The sequence below is a fragment of the Bacillus sp. SD127 genome, from assembly GCF_058566445.1.
Window position 1 is genome coordinate 1,444,562 of the sequence record NZ_CP191226.1, and the last position, 19,516, is coordinate 1,464,077.

Genomic DNA, 19,516 nt, shown 5'->3' on the forward strand with positions numbered 1-19,516 from the left:
GAGGGGTGAATTTATGTTAGCGTCAAAAATGCGATGGGAAATCCAGCGACCAGATCAGGAAAAGGTCAAATCACTCACAGAACAATTGGACATAACACCTCTTGTTGCGTCGCTGCTTGTAAAAAGAGGCTTTGATACGGCAGAAAACGCGAGGCTGTTTTTACATACAAAGGATACCGAATTCTATGATCCCTATGAGATGAAGGGGATGAAAGAAGCGGTAGAACGAATAAAACAGGCGATTTCACAACAAGAACAGATTATGATATATGGCGATTATGACGCCGATGGAGTTACCAGTACGTCAGTGATGCTGCACACTTTGCAAAAGCTGTCGGCGCAAGTTGATTTTTATATACCTGACCGGTTTAAAGAAGGCTACGGCCCTAATGAACAGGCATTTCGCTCGATTAAAGAACGAGGCTTCTCACTCATTATTACGGTTGATACGGGGATTGCCGCTGTCCATGAAGCGAAGGTAGCAAAGGAACTTGGCTTAGATGTCATCATTACCGACCACCATGAGCCTGGACCGGAGCTTCCGGATGTCCATGCGATCGTTCACCCGAAGCAGCCTGGCTGCACCTATCCTTTTAAGGAGCTTGCAGGAGTGGGCGTGGCGTTTAAGCTTGCCCACGCATTATTGGGCGAATTGCCAGATGAACTTCTTGACCTGGCGGCAATCGGCACCATTGCCGATCTAGTTCCGTTGCATGATGAAAACAGATTAATTGCAACATTAGGTCTCGAAAAGCTCCGGCGGACGAACCGGCTTGGCTTAAAAGAACTGATTAAGCTCTCAGGCGGAGAAATCGGAGAAGCGAACGAAGAAACCGTCGGATTTCAGCTCGCACCGAGACTGAATGCAGTCGGAAGAATTGAACAGGCCGATCCTGCTGTTCATTTGCTGATGTCAGAGGACCCATTTGAAGCGGAAGAGCTTGCCGCTGAAATCGATCAGCTTAATAAAGAACGGCAAAAGATGGTCAGCAAAATGACGGATGAAGCGATTGAAATGGTTGAACAAGAAGGGCTTAATCAAACTGCGATTGTCGTGGCAAAAGCAGGGTGGAATCCCGGAGTCGTCGGAATTGTAGCTTCAAAGCTTGTAGACCGTTTTTACCGCCCGGCCATTGTCCTTGGAATTGATGAAGAAAAAGGGATCGCCAAAGGTTCGGCACGAAGCATCAGGGAATTTAATTTGTTTGAAAGCCTTTCTGAATGCAGAGATATTCTTCCGCACTTTGGAGGCCATCCAATGGCGGCTGGCATGACGCTGAATGCCGAAGATGTGCCGGAATTGCGGAACAGGCTGAATGAGATAGCTGACAATACGCTTACAGAAGAAGATTTTATTCCTGTACAGGAAGTAGACCTCGTATGCAGCGTGGAGGACATTACGGTTGAAAGCATCACAGAGATGAATCTGCTTTCCCCCTTCGGCATGCTGAATCCGAAACCGCATGTGATGGTAGAAAACGCAGTGCTGGAAGATGTCCGCAAAATCGGGGCGAATAAAAATCATGTCAAAATGACGATTAGAAACGATTCCTCCCAGCTTGACTGCGTCGGTTTCAATAAAGGCGAGCTTGAGGAAAATATTGTGCCCGGTTCAAAAATTTCGATTGTTGGTGAAATGTCGATCAACGAATGGAATAACAGAAAAAAACCGCAGCTGATGATCAAGGATGCGGCTGTTGCTGAATGGCAGCTGTTTGACTTAAGAGGAAAACGCACGTGGAAAGATACGGTTTCCGCCCTTCCGTCTGATAAACGAGTCATTGTCTCCTTCAAAGAAGAAACCAAAGTGCTTCTTCAGTCTGAAGATTTTCGCCATGACGTGCACGTTATCAGTTCTGAAGACCAAGCGAAGGCATGTGAATTTGACAATGCATATATTGTATTACTGGATTCTCCGCCTTCGCTGGACATGCTCGCACGTTTGCTGGAAGGCAAAGCGCCTGAGCGGATTTACTTCATCTTTCTCAATCATGAGGAACACTTTTTATCATCTTTTCCGGCAAGAGACCACTTTAAATGGTATTATGCATTCTTGCTGAAAAGAGGCACTTTTGACTTGAATAAACACGGCTCAGAGCTTGCGAGGCATAAAGGCTGGTCCGTTGAAACAATCAATTTCATGACAAAGGTGTTTTTTGATCTCGGTTTTGTTAAAATAGAGAATGGTGTGCTGTCTGTAATAAGCGGAGCGAAAAAACGCGATTTAACAGACTCGCAAACATATCAAGCAAAACAGCAGCTGATGGAGCTGGATCAAAAGCTGAATTATTCTGCGGCTGAAGAGCTGAAGGAATGGCTGAATAAGCTGATGAAACAAGATTCAGAGGCTTATGAAAGTACGAGGAGGACATAAAACAGATGGATTTAAAACAATACGTAACAATTGTACCCGATTACCCGAAAGAGGGCGTGCAATTTAAAGATATTACGACACTGATGGATAAAGGCGATGTCTATCGCTATGCAACAGATCAAATTGTGGAATATGCGAAAGAAAAACAAATTGATTTGGTTGTCGGCCCAGAGGCGCGCGGCTTTATTATCGGCTGTCCGGTTGCCTACGCGCTTGGCGTCGGATTTGCACCGGTGCGCAAAGAAGGCAAATTGCCGCGCGAGGTCATCAAAGTGGATTACGGTTTGGAGTATGGCAAAGACGTATTAACGATCCACAAAGATGCAATTTTGCCAGGCCAGCGTGTGCTTATTACAGATGACCTGCTTGCAACAGGCGGCACAATTGAAGCAACAATCAAACTTGTTGAGGAGCTTGGCGGCATTGTAGCTGGTATCGCTTTCTTAATCGAGCTTTCTTACCTTGATGGCAGAAATAAACTTGATAATTATGACATCTTAACATTAATGAAATACTAAAGATAACCTCATAAAGGAAAAAGCACTCGATACAGGGTGCTTTTTTCCTATTGTTTTGCATTTATTTGATATATTATTTGGTGATTTGAACTTCTGCTCTTTACATCTATCGTTTTTTTCTTGATAATAAACTACAATACAGTTTACATTTTAAAAAAGGTGATTCCATGGCGAACGAACAAGTATTGACTGCCGAGCAAGTTATTGATAAAGCGCGCAGTTATCTATCCGATGAGCATATCGCATTTGTCGAAAAAGCATACCTGTACGCTGAAGATGCTCATCGCGAGCAATACCGCAAATCAGGTGAGCCTTACATCATTCATCCGATTCAGGTTGCGGGAATTCTCGTTGATCTTGAAATGGATCCATCCACAATCGCGGGCGGATTTCTGCATGATGTAGTGGAGGATACTGATGTGACGCTTGATGACCTGAAGGAAGCATTCTCCGAAGAAGTGGCAATGCTTGTGGACGGTGTAACGAAGCTCGGTAAAATTAAATATAAATCTCAAGAGGAACAGCAGGCGGAAAATCATCGCAAAATGTTTGTCGCTATGGCTCAAGATATCCGGGTCATACTGATCAAGCTGGCGGATCGTCTTCACAATATGCGGACGCTGAAACATCTTCCCCAAGAAAAACAGCGTAGAATTTCTAATGAAACGCTGGAAATTTTTGCTCCTTTGGCTCATCGCCTCGGGATTTCAAAGATTAAATGGGAACTGGAAGATACGGCGCTCCGTTATTTGAATCCTCAGCAATATTACAGAATTGTCAACCTCATGAAGAAAAAACGCGCAGAACGCGAGCTTTATGTCGACGAGGTTGTCAATGAGGTGAAAAAACGTGTCGAAGAAGTCAACATCAAGGCTGACTTCTCAGGCCGGCCGAAACATATTTACAGTATCTATAGAAAAATGGTGCTGCAAAATAAGCAATTCAATGAAATTTATGATCTGCTTGCTGTCCGGATTCTCGTGAACAGCATAAAGGACTGCTACGCGGTGCTCGGCATTATTCATACCTGCTGGAAGCCGATGCCCGGCAGGTTCAAAGATTATATCGCAATGCCGAAGCCGAACATGTATCAATCGCTTCATACAACAGTTATAGGGCCTAAAGGCGACCCGCTGGAAGTGCAGATCCGCACCTTCGAAATGCATGAAATCGCGGAATACGGGGTTGCGGCTCACTGGGCTTATAAAGAAGGAAAAGCAGCGAGTGAAAGCGCAACATTTGAGAAAAAGCTTTCATGGTTCCGCGAAATTTTGGAGTTCCAAAATGAATCAACAGATGCCGAAGAATTTATGGAATCGCTCAAAATCGATTTGTTCTCGGATATGGTGTACGTCTTTACGCCAAAAGGAGATGTCATCGAGCTTCCGTCCGGTTCTGTCCCGATTGATTTCTCTTACCGGATTCACTCTGAAATCGGCAATAAAACAATCGGTGCGAAGGTCAACGGAAAAATGGTGACCCTTGACCATAAGCTCCGGACAGGTGATATCGTTGAAATTCTCACCTCCAAGCATTCCTATGGTCCGAGTCAGGATTGGGTGAAGCTTGCTCAAACCTCTCAGGCGAAGCATAAGATCCGTCAATTCTTTAAGAAACAGCGGCGCGAAGAAAATGTCGAAAAAGGCCGTGAATTGGTTGAAAAAGAAATTAAAAATCTGGACTTTGAAGTGAAGGACGTCCTGACACCGGAGAACATCCAAAAAGTTGCAGATAAATTTAATTTCTCAAATGAAGAAGACATGTACGCAGCGGTCGGCTACAATGGCATCACAGCCCTGCAGGTGGCGAACCGGCTGACGGAAAAAGAAAGAAAACAGCGCGATCAGGAAGAACAAGAAAAAATTGTTCAGGATGTCACTGCGGAGCCTAAACCGTATCCGCAAGGAAGAAAGCGGGAAGCTGGCGTTCGCGTCAAGGGGATCGACAATCTCCTTGTGCGTTTATCGAAATGCTGCAATCCTGTGCCTGGTGACCATATTGTCGGTTTCATTACAAAAGGCAGAGGGGTTTCCGTCCATCGCGACGACTGCCCGAATGTCAAAACGAATGAAGCGCAGGAGCGGCTGATCCCCGTAGAATGGGAACATGAGTCACAGGTGCAAAAACGCAAGGAATACAATGTTGAGATCGAGATTCTTGGGTATGACCGCCGCGGATTGCTTAACGAGGTGCTTCAGGCAGTGAATGAAACGAAAACAAATATTTCTTCTGTCTCTGGCAAATCGGATCGCAACAAAGTGGCAACCATTCATATGGCTATTTTTATCCAGAACATCAATCATCTGCATAAAGTCGTCGAGCGCATTAAGCAAATAAGGGATATATATTCTGTGCGCCGCGTCATGAATTAAAGGAGTCAGAAAATGAAATTAGTCGTTCAGCGAGTAACAGAAGCAAGCGTAACCGTTGATGGAGATGTGATCGGCCAAATTGGACAAGGCATTATGGTCCTGGTCGGCATCACTCACGATGATACAGAAGAGGACGCCGCTTACTTAGCGGATAAAGTGGTGAATCTTCGCATTTTCGATGACAGCGATGGAAAAATGAATTTGTCGCTTCTGGACACAGGCGGAGAGATTTTGTCTGTTTCACAGTTTACGCTTTACGGAGATACGAGAAAAGGACGGCGCCCGAACTACATGAACGCCGCAAAACCTGATAAGGCTTTGGGGCTTTATGAAAAATGGAATGACCTGCTTCGTGAAAAAGGAATCAAAGTAGAAACCGGTAAATTCGGCGCCATGATGGATGTAAAGCTCACAAACTCCGGACCGGTCACATTGATTATGGATTCAAAATAAAAAGCTGCCAAAAGGCAGCTTTTTTTATTGAAAATATTTCTCCAATCCGCTCTCAATTCCGTCTGTTACTTTTTCTTGATATGAATTGCTATGTACAATGGCTTCTTCCTGCGGATGGCTTACATATCCTAGCTCGTACAGCATAGCGGGCTGTTTGTTTTCACGGAGCACATAATAATCTCCGAACAGTACGCCGCGGTCAGGAATTGAAGATCGCTTAACCACTTCAGAGTGTACATCTGATGCCAGTTCCTGATCCTTTGCAGGACTGTAGTAATAAGCTGTGCTTCCCCTTGTAGAAGTATCCGCAAAGCTGTCGTAATGAATGCTGATGAAGGCGTCTGCATTGCGGTAGTGAGACGTCGAGACTCGTGACTGTAAGCTGACAAATGTATCATCCTGCCGTGTCACATACACGTCTGCTCCTGCTGATCTAAGTTTGCTGGCCAGCAGTTTCGCCGTTTTGATCGTCAGTTTTTTCTCGAATTGGCCTGAATAGCCGATTGTTCCGCTGTCTTTTCCTCCATGCCCCGGATCGACAACAATCGCTTTGTTTTTCAGCGACCCGCTTCCGGAAGCGGAATCAGCGACAGGCGGCTCTCCGGATTCTTCAGCGCTTTTAGACGTCTGTACCACCCAGTTGGCGACATAAGCGGTCTGCCCATTGTCAAGTTTTACTTCATACCAGCTGCCCTTTGATCCGGTAATGGAGTACGCATCGCCTTTGGCTGCGCGTTTAACGATAGAAGCTGATGTTGAGGCATCGCTTCTTAAATTCGTTCCTCCGTATACGATATAGGCTTTTTTTGTACTGTCTGAACTGCTGACTTCAGCTGGGTCAGAACTGGTCACAATGTAATGGCTTGCGACCCAGCCTTTTAGCCCATTCACTTCAATATGGAGCCAGCCGTTTTTCTCTTCGAGGATTGTAAGTTTCGTTCCTCGCGAGAGTTTTGTTATAATCGCTGCATCATGTGAGGCGGACCCTCTGACATTCAGTGAAGAAACGCCAACCGTGCCCGTTGTTGAACCAGATGATTCTGTCTGATCATTTTCCTCAGACGCTGAACTGCCGCTGCCTGAAGTGACGTATTCGGAAGATACCCATCCGGTGGAATTTCGATATGATATTTTGATCCAGCCGGAATCCTTGTCAATCACTGAGGCTTGGCTGCCCTGCGGGAATTTGCCGATGACTTCGTATGAAGTACCAGGGCCTGTTCTCATCCGTAAATCGGGATCTGTTGATGTTACAGTTTCACTGCTGTCTGTAGAGCTTGTGCCTGACTGTTTTTCCTTAGTAATAAGCCAGGAGACAACCCACCCTTTATCTCCGGAACCAAGCTGTATTTGCACCCAGTCTCCGTCTTCTTTCAAGATGGGGTAGCGTTCTCCTTTTTTCACCTCCGCCATGATGCCGTAGCTAAGCCCCGGACCGCTTCTGACGTTCATTTCATCTGTTGCGATGACCGCTTCTCCCTGAGCGGCTGTAACGGCAGAAAAAGGCGGGAAAAGCGCCCCGGCGACGATAATACATACAATAAGGACAAAGTGTTTCTTGCTCATTGTGTCCTCCTTTCTAATGATCATAAAAAAAAGCATTCTTTCTTAATATCGTAAAGTCCTTTCTGATTTTTAAATAAAAATAAAATGATTTGTTTATACTAGGCATAAATCCAATGAAAAAGGTGTGCAAATCATGAAATATCATCCAAAAATGGGACGTGCATTTCACGACGGCGAAGGAAACCTGCATTTCAGTGATCATGCCGATCCTGATACAATCGGTTATCTCACTGAAACGGCAACGGAATTTGGTCTTATGTCCAAAGAAGCATCACAGCAGAAAAACAACCGGAATAAAGCTTGACAGAGTACAGCAATGCCATTATTATAATAGAAATCGAGTACATAATAAATAATAATTAAACTGAACCAATAATGGAGAAGAGTAGGTCAGATTGCATGGCTAGAGAGGAACCGCCCCAGGCTGAAAGCGGCTCCCATTGCGTCTTTCTCGAAACAACACTCCGGAGGTTTCCTGCTGAACGCGTGATACCGTCATTAGGCAGTGAACGTGAACCTGCGTTAAAGGATCGAGCGGGAATACGAAAATATTCCAACTAGGGTGGCACCACGGGTATAACTCTCGTCCCTACTATATGTGTATAGTAGGGGCGGGAGTTTTTTTATTTTTCATCATTGACGATAAATGTATATTTTATAAGGGATACATAAGGAGGTCTACACATGGGATATAACATTCCAAGAGGAACACAAGATATTCTGCCCGGAGAATCAGAGCGCTGGCAGTATGTTGAACAAATCATGAGAGACACTTGCCGAACTTATCAATATAAAGAAATCCGCACGCCGATTTTTGAGCATACAGAACTGTTCGCCAGAGGCGTCGGGGAGTCTACGGATATTGTACAAAAAGAAATGTACACCTTCCAGGACCGCAAAGGCAGAAGCCTGACGCTTCGCCCCGAGGGAACTGCTGCAGCAGTTCGCGCTTTTAATGAAAATAAATTATTTGCGAATCCTGTTCAGCCGACAAAGCTGTATTATGTCGGCCCTATGTTCCGTTACGAACGTCCGCAGACAGGCCGTTACCGCCAGTTTTATCAGTTTGGAATCGAAGCGATTGGTTCGAAAGACCCTGCAATAGATGCTGAAGTAATGGCGCTGGCAATGGGTATTTATCAGAAGGCCGGCTTGAAAAACGTCAAGCTTGTGATAAACAGTCTTGGCGATCGGGACAGCCGCAAAAGCTACAGAGAAGCGCTCGTGAAACACTTTGAGCCGCGCATCGAGGAATTTTGTTCAGACTGTCAGTCACGTCTGCACACCAATCCGCTCAGAATTTTGGATTGCAAAAAGGACCGGGATCATGAGCTGATGAAATCGGCACCTTCTATTCTTACCTACTTAAATGAAGAATCAGCCGCTTATTTTGAAAAAGTGAAGCAATATTTAAACGATCTCGGCATTTCTTATGAAATTGATCCTAACCTTGTGAGAGGGCTGGATTATTATAATCATACCGCATTCGAAATCATGAGCAATGCGGAAGGCTTTGGCGCGATTACAACGCTTGCCGGCGGCGGCCGCTATGACGGATTGGTCGAGCAAATCGGCGGACCAGAAGCGCCCGGCATCGGATTTGCGATGAGCATTGAACGCCTGCTTGCCGCAATTGATGCTGAAAAAAGAGAACTGCCTGTTGATCAGGGGATTGACTGCTATATCGTGACGCTTGGCGAGAAAGCGAAGGATTATTCCGTTTCGTTGGTGTACAAACTGAGAGAAGCCGGCATTTCCAGTGAAATTGATTACGAAAATAAGAAAATGAAAGGCCAGTTTAAAACAGCTGACCGCCTCAACGCCAGATTTATTGCGATTTTGGGAGAGGATGAGCTTGCTCAAAACAAAATCAATGTAAAGGATGCAAAAACAGGCGAACAGATTGAAGTGGCTCTTGATGAATTGATACATGTGATGAAAGCAAACCAAAAGGGATAAGGAGTGGAACGCATTGTTTGGAAGAACATATTATTGCGGCGAAATGACTGAAAAAGCAATTGGCGAATCTGTAACGCTGAAAGGCTGGGTCCAAAAAAGACGGGACCTCGGCGGATTGATTTTTATTGACTTGCGTGACCGTACGGGAATTGTTCAAGTCGTTTTTAACCCTGATGTATCAAAAGAAGCGCTTGCTATTGCGGAAGGCATAAGAAACGAATACGTACTTGATATTCAAGGAAAAGTGGTTGCGCGCGAAGAAGGTACAGTGAATAAGAATTTGAAAACAGGCGCGATTGAAATTCACGCTGATGCAGTGACTGTATTGAGTGCTGCGAAGACGCCTCCGTTTGCCATTTCTGATCAAGCGGATGATGTATCAGAGGACGTGCGTTTAAAATACCGTTACTTAGATTTGCGCAGACCGGCTATGTTTCAAACGATCCAGCTGCGCCATAACGTGACGAGAGCTGCTCGGGGCTTTTTAGATGAAAAAGGGTTTCTTGATATTGAAACGCCGATTTTAACAGGAAGCACACCTGAGGGCGCACGTGACTACTTGGTGCCGAGCCGTGTGCACGAAGGTGAATTCTATGCGCTCCCTCAATCTCCGCAGCTATTTAAACAGCTTCTGATGGTCTCAGGCGTTGAACGCTATTATCAGATTGCCCGCTGTTTCCGTGATGAGGACTTGCGTGCGGACCGCCAGCCTGAGTTTACGCAAATCGATATTGAAATGTCCTTTATGAGCCAGGAAGACATTATGTCATTGGCTGAGGATATGATGGCAAAGATTATGCGTGAAACGAAAGGTGTGGAACTCAAGCTTCCTCTGCCTCGAATGACGTATGACGAGGCGATGAACAAATACGGTTCTGATAAACCGGATACTCGCTTTGACATGCTTTTGACAGATGTATCTGACATTGTAAAAGATACTGAATTTAAGGTGTTCTCATCAGCTGTGGCAAACGGCGGTGTAGTCAAAGCCATCAACGTAAAAGGCGGGGCAGGCGATTACTCAAGAAAAGACATCGATGCTCTAGGCGCGTTTGCCGCAAATTACGGAGCGAAAGGACTTGCTTGGGTGAAGGTCGAAGCGGACGGAGTGAAAGGCCCGATCGCCAAATTCTTTGATGATGAAAAGCAGTCTAAGCTGATTGAAGCACTTAATGCCGCTGAGGGTGACTTGCTGCTGTTCGGAGCGGATAAATTCGAAGTTGTTGCCGCATCACTCGGAGCCCTGCGCTTAAAGCTTGGGAAAGAACGGGGACTCATTGATGAAAACCTCTTCAACTTCTTATGGGTTATTGACTGGCCGCTCTTAGAGCATGATGCGGAGGAAGGCCGTTTTTACGCAGCGCACCATCCGTTTACAATGCCTGTCCGTGAAGACCTTGAGCTGATTGAAACAGCGCCTGAGGACATGAAAGCGCAAGCCTATGACCTCGTCTTAAACGGCTATGAGCTTGGCGGCGGTTCGATCCGTATTTTCGAAAAGGATATTCAGGAAAAAATGTTTGCACTGCTTGGTTTCACAAAAGAAGAAGCAGCAGAACAGTTTGGATTCCTTCTTGAGGCATTTGAATACGGCGCTCCTCCGCACGGCGGAATCGCGCTTGGCTTAGACCGTCTCGTGATGCTTCTTGCCGGCCGTACGAATCTGAGAGATACGATCGCTTTCCCGAAAACGGCAAGTGCAAGCTGTCTGATGACAGATGCGCCGGGAGAAGTAAGCGACGCGCAGCTTGATGAACTTCACCTTTCTATTAAATCAAAAGTAAAGAACTGAATGTGCAGTTCGATTCTTGAAAATCAAAATCGTCTGTGATATGATTTTGACAAGTTAAATAAAGTCCTGATGTGTTAGTTGTACACCTAGTTTTGACCGAACATTTTTTTGATTTGGGAGCCCGCATTTTTAAATGGCGTACATGCCTCTTTTCATTCGGTAAAGAGGACTTACAAGATTTAAAAGAGGGCACCCACCTGCTGAGAGCGGGTTCAAAACAAAGGAAAGCTGCAACGGCACAATTGGGACTTTATTTTTTATGCGCAGAAAAAACGGCTGTTTCTGTAATAGCCATTTATCATATGAAAACCAGATTACGAATGTGGAGTGAGGTTCTTGTTACACCAGTTTTCACGCAATGAATTAGCTATCGGAAAAGAAGGCCTTGAAACGCTGAAAAACAGCACGGTTGCTGTGCTTGGAGTTGGAGGCGTCGGATCGTTCGCAGCGGAGGCGCTTGCACGTTCAGGCGTTGGACGCATCCTGCTTGTTGATAAGGATGATGTGGACATCACAAACGTAAACCGTCAGCTTCACGCTCTTCTTTCAACTGTCGGTCAGCCGAAAGTGGATTTAATGAAAGCGCGTATTGCAGACATTAACCCCGAGTGTGAAGTGATTTCGTTAAAAATGTTCTATACGGAAGAAACGTATGAGCAATTCTTTGAGTATAACCTTGACTATGTGATTGATGCGTCAGACACCATTCATTATAAAATCCATTTAATGAAAGAATGTCTGAAACGGGATATTCCGCTGATCTCCAGTATGGGTGCGGCGAATAAGACAGACCCGACACGTTTCCAAATTGCAGATATTTCTAAAACACATACTGACCCAATTGCAAAGGTAGTTCGTACGAGACTCCGTAAAGAAGGCATCAAAAAGGGCGTTCAAGTGATTTTCTCCGATGAAAGCCCGATTGTAATCCGGGAAGACGTCAGAAAAGAAGTCGGAAATGACGATGCGAAAATCCGCAAAGCCAAAATGCCGCCGTCCTCTAATGCTTTTGTGCCGTCAGTTGCGGGATTGATTATGGGCGGTCATGTTGTCATGGATCTTTTGAAAGATATTGAAATCAAACGCGTGAAGGATAAATAATGAATAAAAAACAGCCTTGAAGCATATTCAAGGCTGTTTTTTTATTTTCTTTTTATTAATTTATCGTACACTTGCTTTAACGCAGATTCAAATTTACCAGTTTGCTTCGGTTTGTAATATTGCTTGTTCTTTAAAGGATCAGGGAGGTACTGCTGTTCAACCCATCCATTTTCGTAATTATGAGGGTATTTATAGTCGATTCCTCTTCCAAGTTCCTGTGCTCCTTTATAATGCGCGTCTTTTAAATGTTTTGGGACATCGCCGATTTTTCCTGCTCTGATGTCCGCGAGCGCTTCATCGATTGCTAAAATAGCTGAATTGGATTTTGGCGAGAGACAGAGCTCAATGACCGCATTGGCCAGCGGTATGCGCGCTTCAGGGAAGCCGATACGTTCGGCGGTCTGAACTGCATGCAGCACTCTCGGCCCGGCCTGCGGGCTGGCTAAGCCGATATCCTCATAGGCGATAACCAACAGTCTTCTCGCGATGCTTTCCAAGTCACCCGCTTCAATTAATCTGCCCAAATAGTGAAGAGCGGCGTTGGCATCAGAGCCGCGGATCGATTTTTGAAAAGCGGACAAGACGTCATAATGCGCATCACCGTCTTTATCGTGAGAAAAACTCTTTTTCTGCAGGCATTCTTCCGCAGACTCTAACGTGATGTCAATCACGCCGTCCGCAGACTCCTTCGTTGACAATACGGCAAGCTCAAGCGCATTTAAAGCGGAACGGACATCTCCTCCGCATCCGTGGGCAAAATGCTCCATCGCCTGGTCATCAATTGAAACGGAATATGTGCCAAGCCCCCGGTGCTCATCATGAAGAGCTCGCTCTAATGCCTGTTTAATCAATTCAGGTGTTAATGGCTCTAGCTCAAAAATCTGCGTTCGGCTTCTGATGGCCGGATTTATGGCGTGATATGGGTTAGCTGTAGTGGCGCCGATTAAAATAATCATGCCATTTTCTAAATAAGGCAAAAGAAAATCCTGTTTTCCTTTATCGAGTCTGTGGACTTCATCCAAAATCAAAATGACCTGGCCGGACATTTTGGCTTCTTGGGCTACGATCTCCATATCCTTTTTATTGTTAATAACGGCATTCAGCTTGCGGAAAGCAATACTTGTTGAACCGGCGATTGCTGTTGCGATTGAGGTTTTTCCAATTCCGGGCGGCCCGTACAAAATCATGGATGACAAATGTTTTGCCTGAACCATTCTGCCGATAATTTTATCTTCAGCCACCAGATGCTGCTGGCCGATAATATCCTCTATTTTCGTCGGACGCATCCGATATGCCAATGGCTTCATCATCATCTCTCCTTACTTAATTACAGGGTAACGGAAAACCGGAAATTAGAAAAGGGGGAAGCCCCGTTTCCGCCAGCTTCCATGAAAATTCGCAGAAGGTATGCTATAATAGCAGTTGGTCTATTATTTAATAAACGGACGAATTATATAGAAATTACCATTATATATGTGGAAAATCATGAAATAACAGAGGTGTTCATGTTGAAAATATCAACTAAAGGAAGATACGGTCTCACCATTATGATCGAGCTCGCGAAAAAGCATGGTGAAGGCCCGACTTCATTAAAAAGCATCGCACAGACAAATAATTTGTCAGAGCATTATTTAGAGCAGCTGGTCTCACCGCTCAGAAATGCCGGCTTAGTCAAAAGCATCAGAGGCGCATACGGCGGATACGTATTAGGCAGTGAGCCGGATGCCATTACAGCTGGAGACATCATCCGCGTGCTTGAAGGTCCGATCAGCCCTGTGGAAGTGCTCGAAGACGAGGAGCCTGCCAAGCGGGAGCTGTGGATCCGCATACGGGATGCCGTCAAAGAAGTGTTAGACAGCACAACATTAGAGGACCTTGCCAGCTATACAGATGGGGAGCAAGAAGCTTATATGTTCTATATTTAAATCAGAGGTGTAAAACAAAATGGAACGGATTTATTTGGATCACGCCGCAACGTCTCCGATGGATGATCGCGTGCTGGAGAAAATGATACCGCATTTCTCCGGAAATTTCGGCAATCCATCCAGCATTCATTCATTTGGAAGAGAATCACGCAAATGGGTGGACGAAGCAAGAGCGCAGATTGCAGCTGAAATTGGTGCGGCAGAACAGGAAATTATTTTCACTAGCGGGGGAACGGAAGCCGACAACTTAGCGATAATGGGAACTGCGCTTGCCAGAAAAGATCAGGGAAAACATATCATCACGACAAAAATTGAGCATCACGCCGTGCTACACACTTGCGAAAAACTGGAGGAAGACGGATTTGAAGTGACGTATCTGGATGTTGATGAAAACGGCAGAGTCAGTGCAAATCAGGTGAAAGAAGCACTACGTGATGATACAATCCTTGTGACAGTGATGTATGGAAATAACGAAGTCGGAACTGTGCAGCCGATCGATGAAATCGGCGAGCTGCTGAAGGAACACACGGCTTATTTTCATACCGATGCTGTTCAGGCATTCGGGTTTTTTCCAATTGATGTGAAAAGCAGCCATATTGACCTTCTGTCTGTTTCTGGGCACAAGCTCAACGGGCCAAAAGGGACAGGCTTTTTATATGCAAGTAAGGATGTAAAGCTTTCTCCGCTGTTATTCGGAGGAGAGCAAGAAAGAAAACGCCGTGCCGGAACAGAAAATGTTCCGGGAATTGTCGGGCTGAAAGAAGCGGTCAAGCTGTCGGGCGAAGAACGGGACGAAAAAAACGAGAAGTATCAATCGTTTAAAACAATCATTGCCGGTACGCTTAAGGATGCCGATGTGGCATTCGAGATCAATGGAGATCAAGAGCATAGCCTTCCGCATGTCATGAACCTTTATTTTCCCGGTGCATCTGTGGAGGCACTGCTGGTAAATCTTGATATGGCGGGAGTTGCGGTCTCCAGCGGATCAGCGTGCACCGCTGGTTCAGTCCTGCCGTCACACGTTCTGACTGCCATGTTCGGTGAAGAGAGCGACCGGCTGACGTCCTCAATTCGAATCAGCTTCGGTCTCGGCAATACGGCTGAGCAAGTGAAAACCGCTGCCGAACATGTGGCTGCCGTTGTAAAGCGGCTGACACAATAAGGCGGACTTAATTATTGGAGTGAATGAAATGGAAAAACGGCCGGAGGATACAAGAGTCGTTGTCGGCATGTCCGGCGGAGTAGACTCATCTGTGGCGGCTCTGCTGTTAAAAGAACAGGGCTATGACGTGATCGGAATCTTTATGAAAAACTGGGATGATACGGACGAAAACGGTTTTTGCACGGCGACAGAGGATTATGAAGATGTGATCCGCGTCTGCAATCAAATCGGAATTCCGTACTATGCCGTTAATTTTGAAAAGCAATATTACGAGAAGGTATTTCAATACTTCCTCGATGAATATAAAGCAGGCAGAACACCAAACCCGGATGTGCTGTGCAACAAAGAAATTAAATTCAAGGCATTTTTGGAGCATGCACTGTCACTTGGCGCCGACTATTTAGCGACTGGCCACTATGCAAGGGTCGACAGAAGCGGCGGCAAAGTCAGAATGCTGCGCGGCATTGATGAAAACAAAGATCAAACGTACTTCTTGAATCAGCTGACAGAAGATACGCTAAGCAAAGTCATGTTCCCGATCGGCGAGCTTCAAAAAAGCCGTGTGCGTGAAATTGCCAAAGAAGCAGAACTTGCAACGGCAACGAAAAAAGACAGCACAGGCATCTGTTTTATCGGCGAACGCAACTTCAAAACGTTTCTTAGCCAATATCTCCCTGCACAGCCGGGCGATATGATGACGATGGACGGCGAAGTAAAAGGACGCCATGACGGGTTAATGTACTACACGATCGGACAGCGTCACGGCCTTGGCATCGGCGGAAGCGGCGAGCCGTGGTTTGCGGTCGGTAAAGATCTTGAAAAGAACATCCTTTACGTGGATCAAGGGTTCCACAACCCGCTCCTTTACTCCGATAAAATCACAGCAACCAATATCAGCTGGGTTCGTTCGGATATCATGAAGGGCGAAGAGATTTCCTGCACGGCTAAATTCCGTTACCGTCAAGAAGACCATAAAGTCACGGTTCGAATGACTGGGGAAGGCGAAGCGGAGGTTATCTTCGACGAACAGGTCCGTGCTGTCACACCGGGACAAGCCGTTGTCTTTTATGATGGCGAAGAATGCCTTGGCGGCGGAACCATCGATGACGTATATAAAGACGGAACAAAATTGTGGTATGTATAAAATGAAAAAAACCTCAACAGCGAGTTGGGGTTTTTTAGTGAAAGGAAGATGTCTGTGGACTACAATCAAGCCGGTATAGAGGCAATGCAGGAAGGCGATTACGAAAAAGCGGCAGAGGCTTTTACAAAAGCGATTGAAGAGAACAAAGAAGACGCAATTCCGTATATTAACTTTGCTAACCTGCTTTCATCAGTAAATGAACTGGAACGGGCGCTTGCGTTTTATGAAAAAGCGCTTGACTTAGACAGTGGGGCAGCCACTGCTTATTATGGAGCAGGAAATGTCTATGTTGTAAAAGAAATGTACAAAGAAGCGAAAGACATGTTTGAAAAAGCGCTGCGTGCCGGAATGGAGAACGGTGATCTTTTCTACATGCTTGGAACCGTTCTCGTAAAGCTTGAGCAGCCTAAGCTCGCTCTGCCATATTTACAAAGAGCCGTCGAGCTGAATGAAAACGATGCAGAAGCGCGTTTCCAATTCGGGATGTGCTTAGCGAACGAAGGCATGCTGGACGAAGCACTCAGCCAATTCGAAGCTGTAACAGAGCAAGACCCCGGGCATGCGGATGCGTTTTATAATTCTGGTGTCGCTTATGCTTATAAAGAAAATCGTGAAAAAGCGCTTGAAATGCTGGACAAGGCTATCGAAATCCAGTCCGATCATATGCTGGCGCTTCATGCAAAAAAACTGATCGACCCATCATAAAAAGCTCAGGAGGAGGGACGGCTCGTGCAGCAGCACCCGGATCAGCTGAAAATGGAGGAGGAGCCCTTTTTAAAAGGGACAGTAAACACCGTCATTTATCACAATGACGCCAATTTATATACGGTTCTGAAAGTGAAAGTCACAGAGACCTCCGAAGCTATTGAAGATAAAGTCGTATCCGTGACGGGCTACTTCCCTGCGCTTCAAGAAGAAGAGACCTACACGTTTTACGGAAAAACCGTTACTCACCCAAAGTTCGGACTGCAATTTCAAGCTGAGCATTTCAAAAAGGAGATCCCGACAACAAAAGAAGGCGTCATTCAGTATTTGTCGAGCGATCTGTTTGAAGGAATCGGTAAAAAAACCGCTGAAGAGATTGTGAAAAAACTGGGTGACAGTGCGATTAATAAAATTTTGGCTGATTCTTCAGTCCTTTATGATGTTCCGAGACTGTCAAAAAAGAAAGCTGACACCCTTGCCGGTGCTTTGCAGCGGCATCAGGGACTGGAGCAAATTATGATTTCGCTGAATCAATTTGGGTTCGGCCCTCAGCTGTCTATGAAAATCTATCAGGCCTATGAATCCGAGACGCTGGAGAAAATTCAGGAAAACCCTTATCAGCTTGTGAGAGACGTGGAAGGCATCGGCTTTGGAAAAGCAGATGAGCTTGGCGGAAGAATGGGGCTCTCAGGGAATCATCCTGAGCGGATAAAAGCGGCTATTTTGTACACGCTTGAAACGACATGCCTTTCAGAAGGGCATACGTACATAGAAACGAAGCAGCTGATTATCGAAACCCAAACGCTGTTAAATCAGTCAGCGGCAGATGGACAGCGCATTACAGAAATGGATGCCGCTAATGCAATGATTGCGCTTGGAGAGAATAAGGATATTGTCATTGAAGATGAACGATGTTACTTTCCGTCGCTGTTTTTCGCTGAACAAAATGTTGCAAAGCGTGTGAAACAGATCGCAAGCCAAACCGAATATGACGACCAGTTTCCTGAATCAGAATTCCTTCTGGCTTTAGGGGAATTGGAAGAGCGTATGAATGTTCAGTACGCGCCGAGTCAGAAGGAAGCGATACAAAAAGCGCTGTCGTCACCGATGCTTCTTTTAACGGGAGGACCGGGTACCGGTAAAACAACGGTCATCAGAGGCATTGTGGAATTGTATGGAGAACTCCACGGTGCTTCGCTTGATCCGTCGGATTATAAAAAAGATGAAGCCTTTCCGATTGTGCTGGCCGCGCCTACAGGTAGAGCGGCGAAACGAATGAGTGAGTCAACGGGTCTTCCGGCGGTTACGATACATCGGCTGCTCGGCTGGAACGGCGCGGAAGGATTTACTCATACAGAGGACCAGCCGATTGAAGGGAAGCTTTTGATTATCGATGAAGCGAGTATGCTCGATATATGGCTTGCGAATCATTTGTTCAAAGCGATCCCTGACCATATTCAAATCATCATTGTCGGAGACGAAGACCAGCTGCCTTCCGTCGGACCCGGTCAAGTGCTCAGAGACCTTTTGGCATCCCAGGTGATTCCGACCGTAAGACTGACAGACATCTACCGGCAAGCGGAAGGATCGTCGATTGTCGAGCTTGCCCACGAGATGAAAAACGGGCTGCTTCCGAACAACCTGACGGCCCCGACAAAGGATCGTTCCTTTATTCGCTGCGGTGGTTCGCAAATTAAAGAAGTGGTTGAGAAGGTTGTTGCGAATGCATTGAAAAAAGGATATACGGCAAAAGATATACAAGTCCTCGCCCCAATGTACAGAGGGAAAGCCGGAATCAATGAGCTGAATGTGATGCTGCAGGATATTTTAAACCCTCCAAAAGAAAAGCGGAGAGAAATTAAGTTCGGTGACGTTGTCTATAGAACCGGGGATAAAATTTTGCAGCTTGTCAATCAGCCGGAAAACAATGTGTTTAACGGCGATATTGGAGAAATCACTTCAATTTTCTACGCGAAGGAAAATACAGAAAAAGAAGACATGGCTGTTGTCTCTTTTGACGGCAATGAAATGACGTTTACGAAAAAAGACTTCAGTCAGTTTACTCATGCGTATTGCTGCTCTATTCATAAATCGCAGGGCAGTGAATTTCCGATCGTGGTTCTTCCTGTAGTGAAGGGCTACTATAGAATGCTCAGAAGAAACCTTCTATATACTGCCATCACGAGGGCGAAGAAATTTCTCATTTTATGCGGGGAAGAGGAAGCGCTGGAGTGGGGCGTGAAAAATAATGACGCGACTGTCAGACAGACCTCATTAAAAAACAGGCTGTCAGCGCAGGCGGCTGAAATGGATGCTGAGCTGGCGGCTTTGCAAAAAGAGCTCCCGTTCAGCGTGCACGACGCAAATATCGGAATGGAAGGCATTACGCCATTCGATTTTATGAAAGAAGAACAGCTGTAAAAAGGGCTCCCGTGTTTGCGGGAG

The 19,516-nt window shown here is 45.8% G+C and carries 15 protein-coding genes, 1 other RNA gene and 1 other annotated feature; of the genes, 14 read left to right on the forward strand and 2 right to left on the reverse strand.

Annotated elements, in window-relative coordinates; genetic code table 11:
* Positions 1 to 13: 13 nt before the first annotated feature.
* The 4 genes from recJ (at position 14) to dtd (ending at position 5,717) form a co-directional block, all read left to right on the forward strand.
* Positions 14 to 2,374 carry a single-stranded-DNA-specific exonuclease RecJ gene (gene recJ / locus ACQVGS_RS07390; protein WP_254517804.1) on the forward strand — a complete coding sequence of 787 codons (2,361 nt, stop codon included), beginning with the start codon at positions 14 to 16 and terminating at the stop codon, positions 2,372 to 2,374.
* Positions 2,375 to 2,379: 5 nt separating this feature from the next.
* On the forward strand, positions 2,380 to 2,892 hold the full coding sequence (locus ACQVGS_RS07395) for an adenine phosphoribosyltransferase (protein WP_010335123.1): 513 nt from the start codon (positions 2,380 to 2,382) through the stop codon (positions 2,890 to 2,892).
* A 167-nt stretch (positions 2,893 to 3,059) separates the two neighbouring features.
* Positions 3,060 to 5,264, forward strand: coding sequence for a GTP diphosphokinase (gene relA / locus ACQVGS_RS07400; protein ID WP_010335122.1), 2,205 nt, complete (start codon positions 3,060 to 3,062; stop codon positions 5,262 to 5,264).
* Positions 5,265 to 5,276: 12 nt separating this feature from the next.
* Complete coding sequence (gene dtd, locus ACQVGS_RS07405) at positions 5,277 to 5,717, forward strand: D-aminoacyl-tRNA deacylase (RefSeq protein WP_106022203.1); 441 nt, start codon at positions 5,277 to 5,279, stop codon at positions 5,715 to 5,717.
* A 24-nt stretch (positions 5,718 to 5,741) separates the two neighbouring features.
* On the opposite strand, the gene ACQVGS_RS07410 is transcribed toward dtd, so the two are convergent.
* On the reverse strand, positions 5,742 to 7,283 hold the full coding sequence (locus ACQVGS_RS07410) for an N-acetylmuramoyl-L-alanine amidase family protein (protein WP_151174398.1): 1,542 nt from the start codon (positions 7,281 to 7,283) through the stop codon (positions 5,742 to 5,744).
* 133 nt (positions 7,284 to 7,416) lie between these two features.
* Between ACQVGS_RS07410 and ACQVGS_RS07415 the strand changes: the two genes are divergently transcribed.
* The 5 genes from ACQVGS_RS07415 (at position 7,417) to ACQVGS_RS07435 (ending at position 12,135) form a co-directional block, all read left to right on the forward strand.
* On the forward strand, positions 7,417 to 7,587 hold the full coding sequence (locus ACQVGS_RS07415) for a YrzK family protein (RefSeq protein WP_010335119.1): 171 nt from the start codon (positions 7,417 to 7,419) through the stop codon (positions 7,585 to 7,587).
* A 59-nt stretch (positions 7,588 to 7,646) separates the two neighbouring features.
* Positions 7,647 to 7,877, forward strand: a binding site (T-box leader).
* Between the two features lie 90 nt (positions 7,878 to 7,967).
* Complete coding sequence (gene hisS, locus ACQVGS_RS07420) at positions 7,968 to 9,242, forward strand: histidine--tRNA ligase (RefSeq protein ID WP_024122316.1); 1,275 nt, start codon at positions 7,968 to 7,970, stop codon at positions 9,240 to 9,242.
* Between the two features lie 13 nt (positions 9,243 to 9,255).
* The gene (gene aspS, locus ACQVGS_RS07425; RefSeq protein WP_024122315.1) at positions 9,256 to 11,034 is read left to right on the forward strand and encodes an aspartate--tRNA ligase; all 1,779 of its coding nucleotides are present in this window, start codon (positions 9,256 to 9,258) and stop codon (positions 11,032 to 11,034) included.
* A 60-nt stretch (positions 11,035 to 11,094) separates the two neighbouring features.
* Positions 11,095 to 11,287, forward strand: a non-coding RNA gene (gene ssrS / locus ACQVGS_RS07430) — 6S RNA.
* Between the two features lie 83 nt (positions 11,288 to 11,370).
* Positions 11,371 to 12,135 (forward strand): tRNA threonylcarbamoyladenosine dehydratase, encoded by a 765-nt coding sequence (locus ACQVGS_RS07435; protein WP_059293512.1) that lies wholly within the window; start codon positions 11,371 to 11,373, stop codon positions 12,133 to 12,135.
* A 41-nt stretch (positions 12,136 to 12,176) separates the two neighbouring features.
* Here ACQVGS_RS07435 and ACQVGS_RS07440 read toward each other — a convergent pair whose 3' ends face one another.
* Positions 12,177 to 13,442, reverse strand: coding sequence for a replication-associated recombination protein A (locus ACQVGS_RS07440; protein ID WP_103672583.1), 1,266 nt, complete (start codon positions 13,440 to 13,442; stop codon positions 12,177 to 12,179).
* Between the two features lie 201 nt (positions 13,443 to 13,643).
* On the opposite strand from ACQVGS_RS07440, the gene cymR reads away from it, so the two are divergent.
* From cymR to recD2, 5 genes are all read left to right on the forward strand, one after another.
* Entirely contained in the window at positions 13,644 to 14,060 is a 417-nt protein-coding gene (gene cymR, locus ACQVGS_RS07445) for a cysteine metabolism transcriptional regulator CymR (protein ID WP_003225879.1), read from the forward strand.
* A gap of 19 nt (positions 14,061 to 14,079) precedes the next feature.
* Positions 14,080 to 15,222, forward strand: coding sequence for a cysteine desulfurase family protein (locus ACQVGS_RS07450; RefSeq protein WP_151174397.1), 1,143 nt, complete (start codon positions 14,080 to 14,082; stop codon positions 15,220 to 15,222).
* Positions 15,223 to 15,250: 28 nt separating this feature from the next.
* On the forward strand, positions 15,251 to 16,366 hold the full coding sequence (gene mnmA, locus ACQVGS_RS07455) for a tRNA 2-thiouridine(34) synthase MnmA (RefSeq protein ID WP_004398509.1): 1,116 nt from the start codon (positions 15,251 to 15,253) through the stop codon (positions 16,364 to 16,366).
* An 84-nt stretch (positions 16,367 to 16,450) separates the two neighbouring features.
* Entirely contained in the window at positions 16,451 to 17,071 is a 621-nt protein-coding gene (locus tag ACQVGS_RS07460) for a tetratricopeptide repeat protein (protein WP_106020347.1), read from the forward strand.
* A gap of 24 nt (positions 17,072 to 17,095) precedes the next feature.
* Positions 17,096 to 19,492, forward strand: coding sequence for an SF1B family DNA helicase RecD2 (recD2, locus tag ACQVGS_RS07465; protein WP_059293517.1), 2,397 nt, complete (start codon positions 17,096 to 17,098; stop codon positions 19,490 to 19,492).
* Positions 19,493 to 19,516 lie beyond the last annotated feature (24 nt).

Bases quoted from the DNA above. Each gene is read 5' to 3' on its own strand.
- recJ (WP_254517804.1), top strand. From the start codon at position 14: ATGTTAGCGTCAAAAATGCGATGGGAAATCCAGCGACCAGATCAGGAA.
- ACQVGS_RS07395 (WP_010335123.1), top strand. From the start codon at position 2,380: ATGGATTTAAAACAATACGTAACAATTGTACCCGATTACCCGAAAGAG.
- relA (WP_010335122.1), top strand. From the start codon at position 3,060: ATGGCGAACGAACAAGTATTGACTGCCGAGCAAGTTATTGATAAAGCG.
- dtd (WP_106022203.1), top strand. From the start codon at position 5,277: ATGAAATTAGTCGTTCAGCGAGTAACAGAAGCAAGCGTAACCGTTGAT.
- ACQVGS_RS07410 (WP_151174398.1), bottom strand. From the start codon at position 7,283: ATGAGCAAGAAACACTTTGTCCTTATTGTATGTATTATCGTCGCCGGG.
- ACQVGS_RS07415 (WP_010335119.1), top strand. From the start codon at position 7,417: ATGAAATATCATCCAAAAATGGGACGTGCATTTCACGACGGCGAAGGA.
- hisS (WP_024122316.1), top strand. From the start codon at position 7,968: ATGGGATATAACATTCCAAGAGGAACACAAGATATTCTGCCCGGAGAA.
- ACQVGS_RS07440 (WP_103672583.1), bottom strand. From the start codon at position 13,442: ATGAAGCCATTGGCATATCGGATGCGTCCGACGAAAATAGAGGATATT.
- ACQVGS_RS07450 (WP_151174397.1), top strand. From the start codon at position 14,080: ATGGAACGGATTTATTTGGATCACGCCGCAACGTCTCCGATGGATGAT.
- mnmA (WP_004398509.1), top strand. From the start codon at position 15,251: ATGGAAAAACGGCCGGAGGATACAAGAGTCGTTGTCGGCATGTCCGGC.
- ACQVGS_RS07460 (WP_106020347.1), top strand. From the start codon at position 16,451: ATGCAGGAAGGCGATTACGAAAAAGCGGCAGAGGCTTTTACAAAAGCG.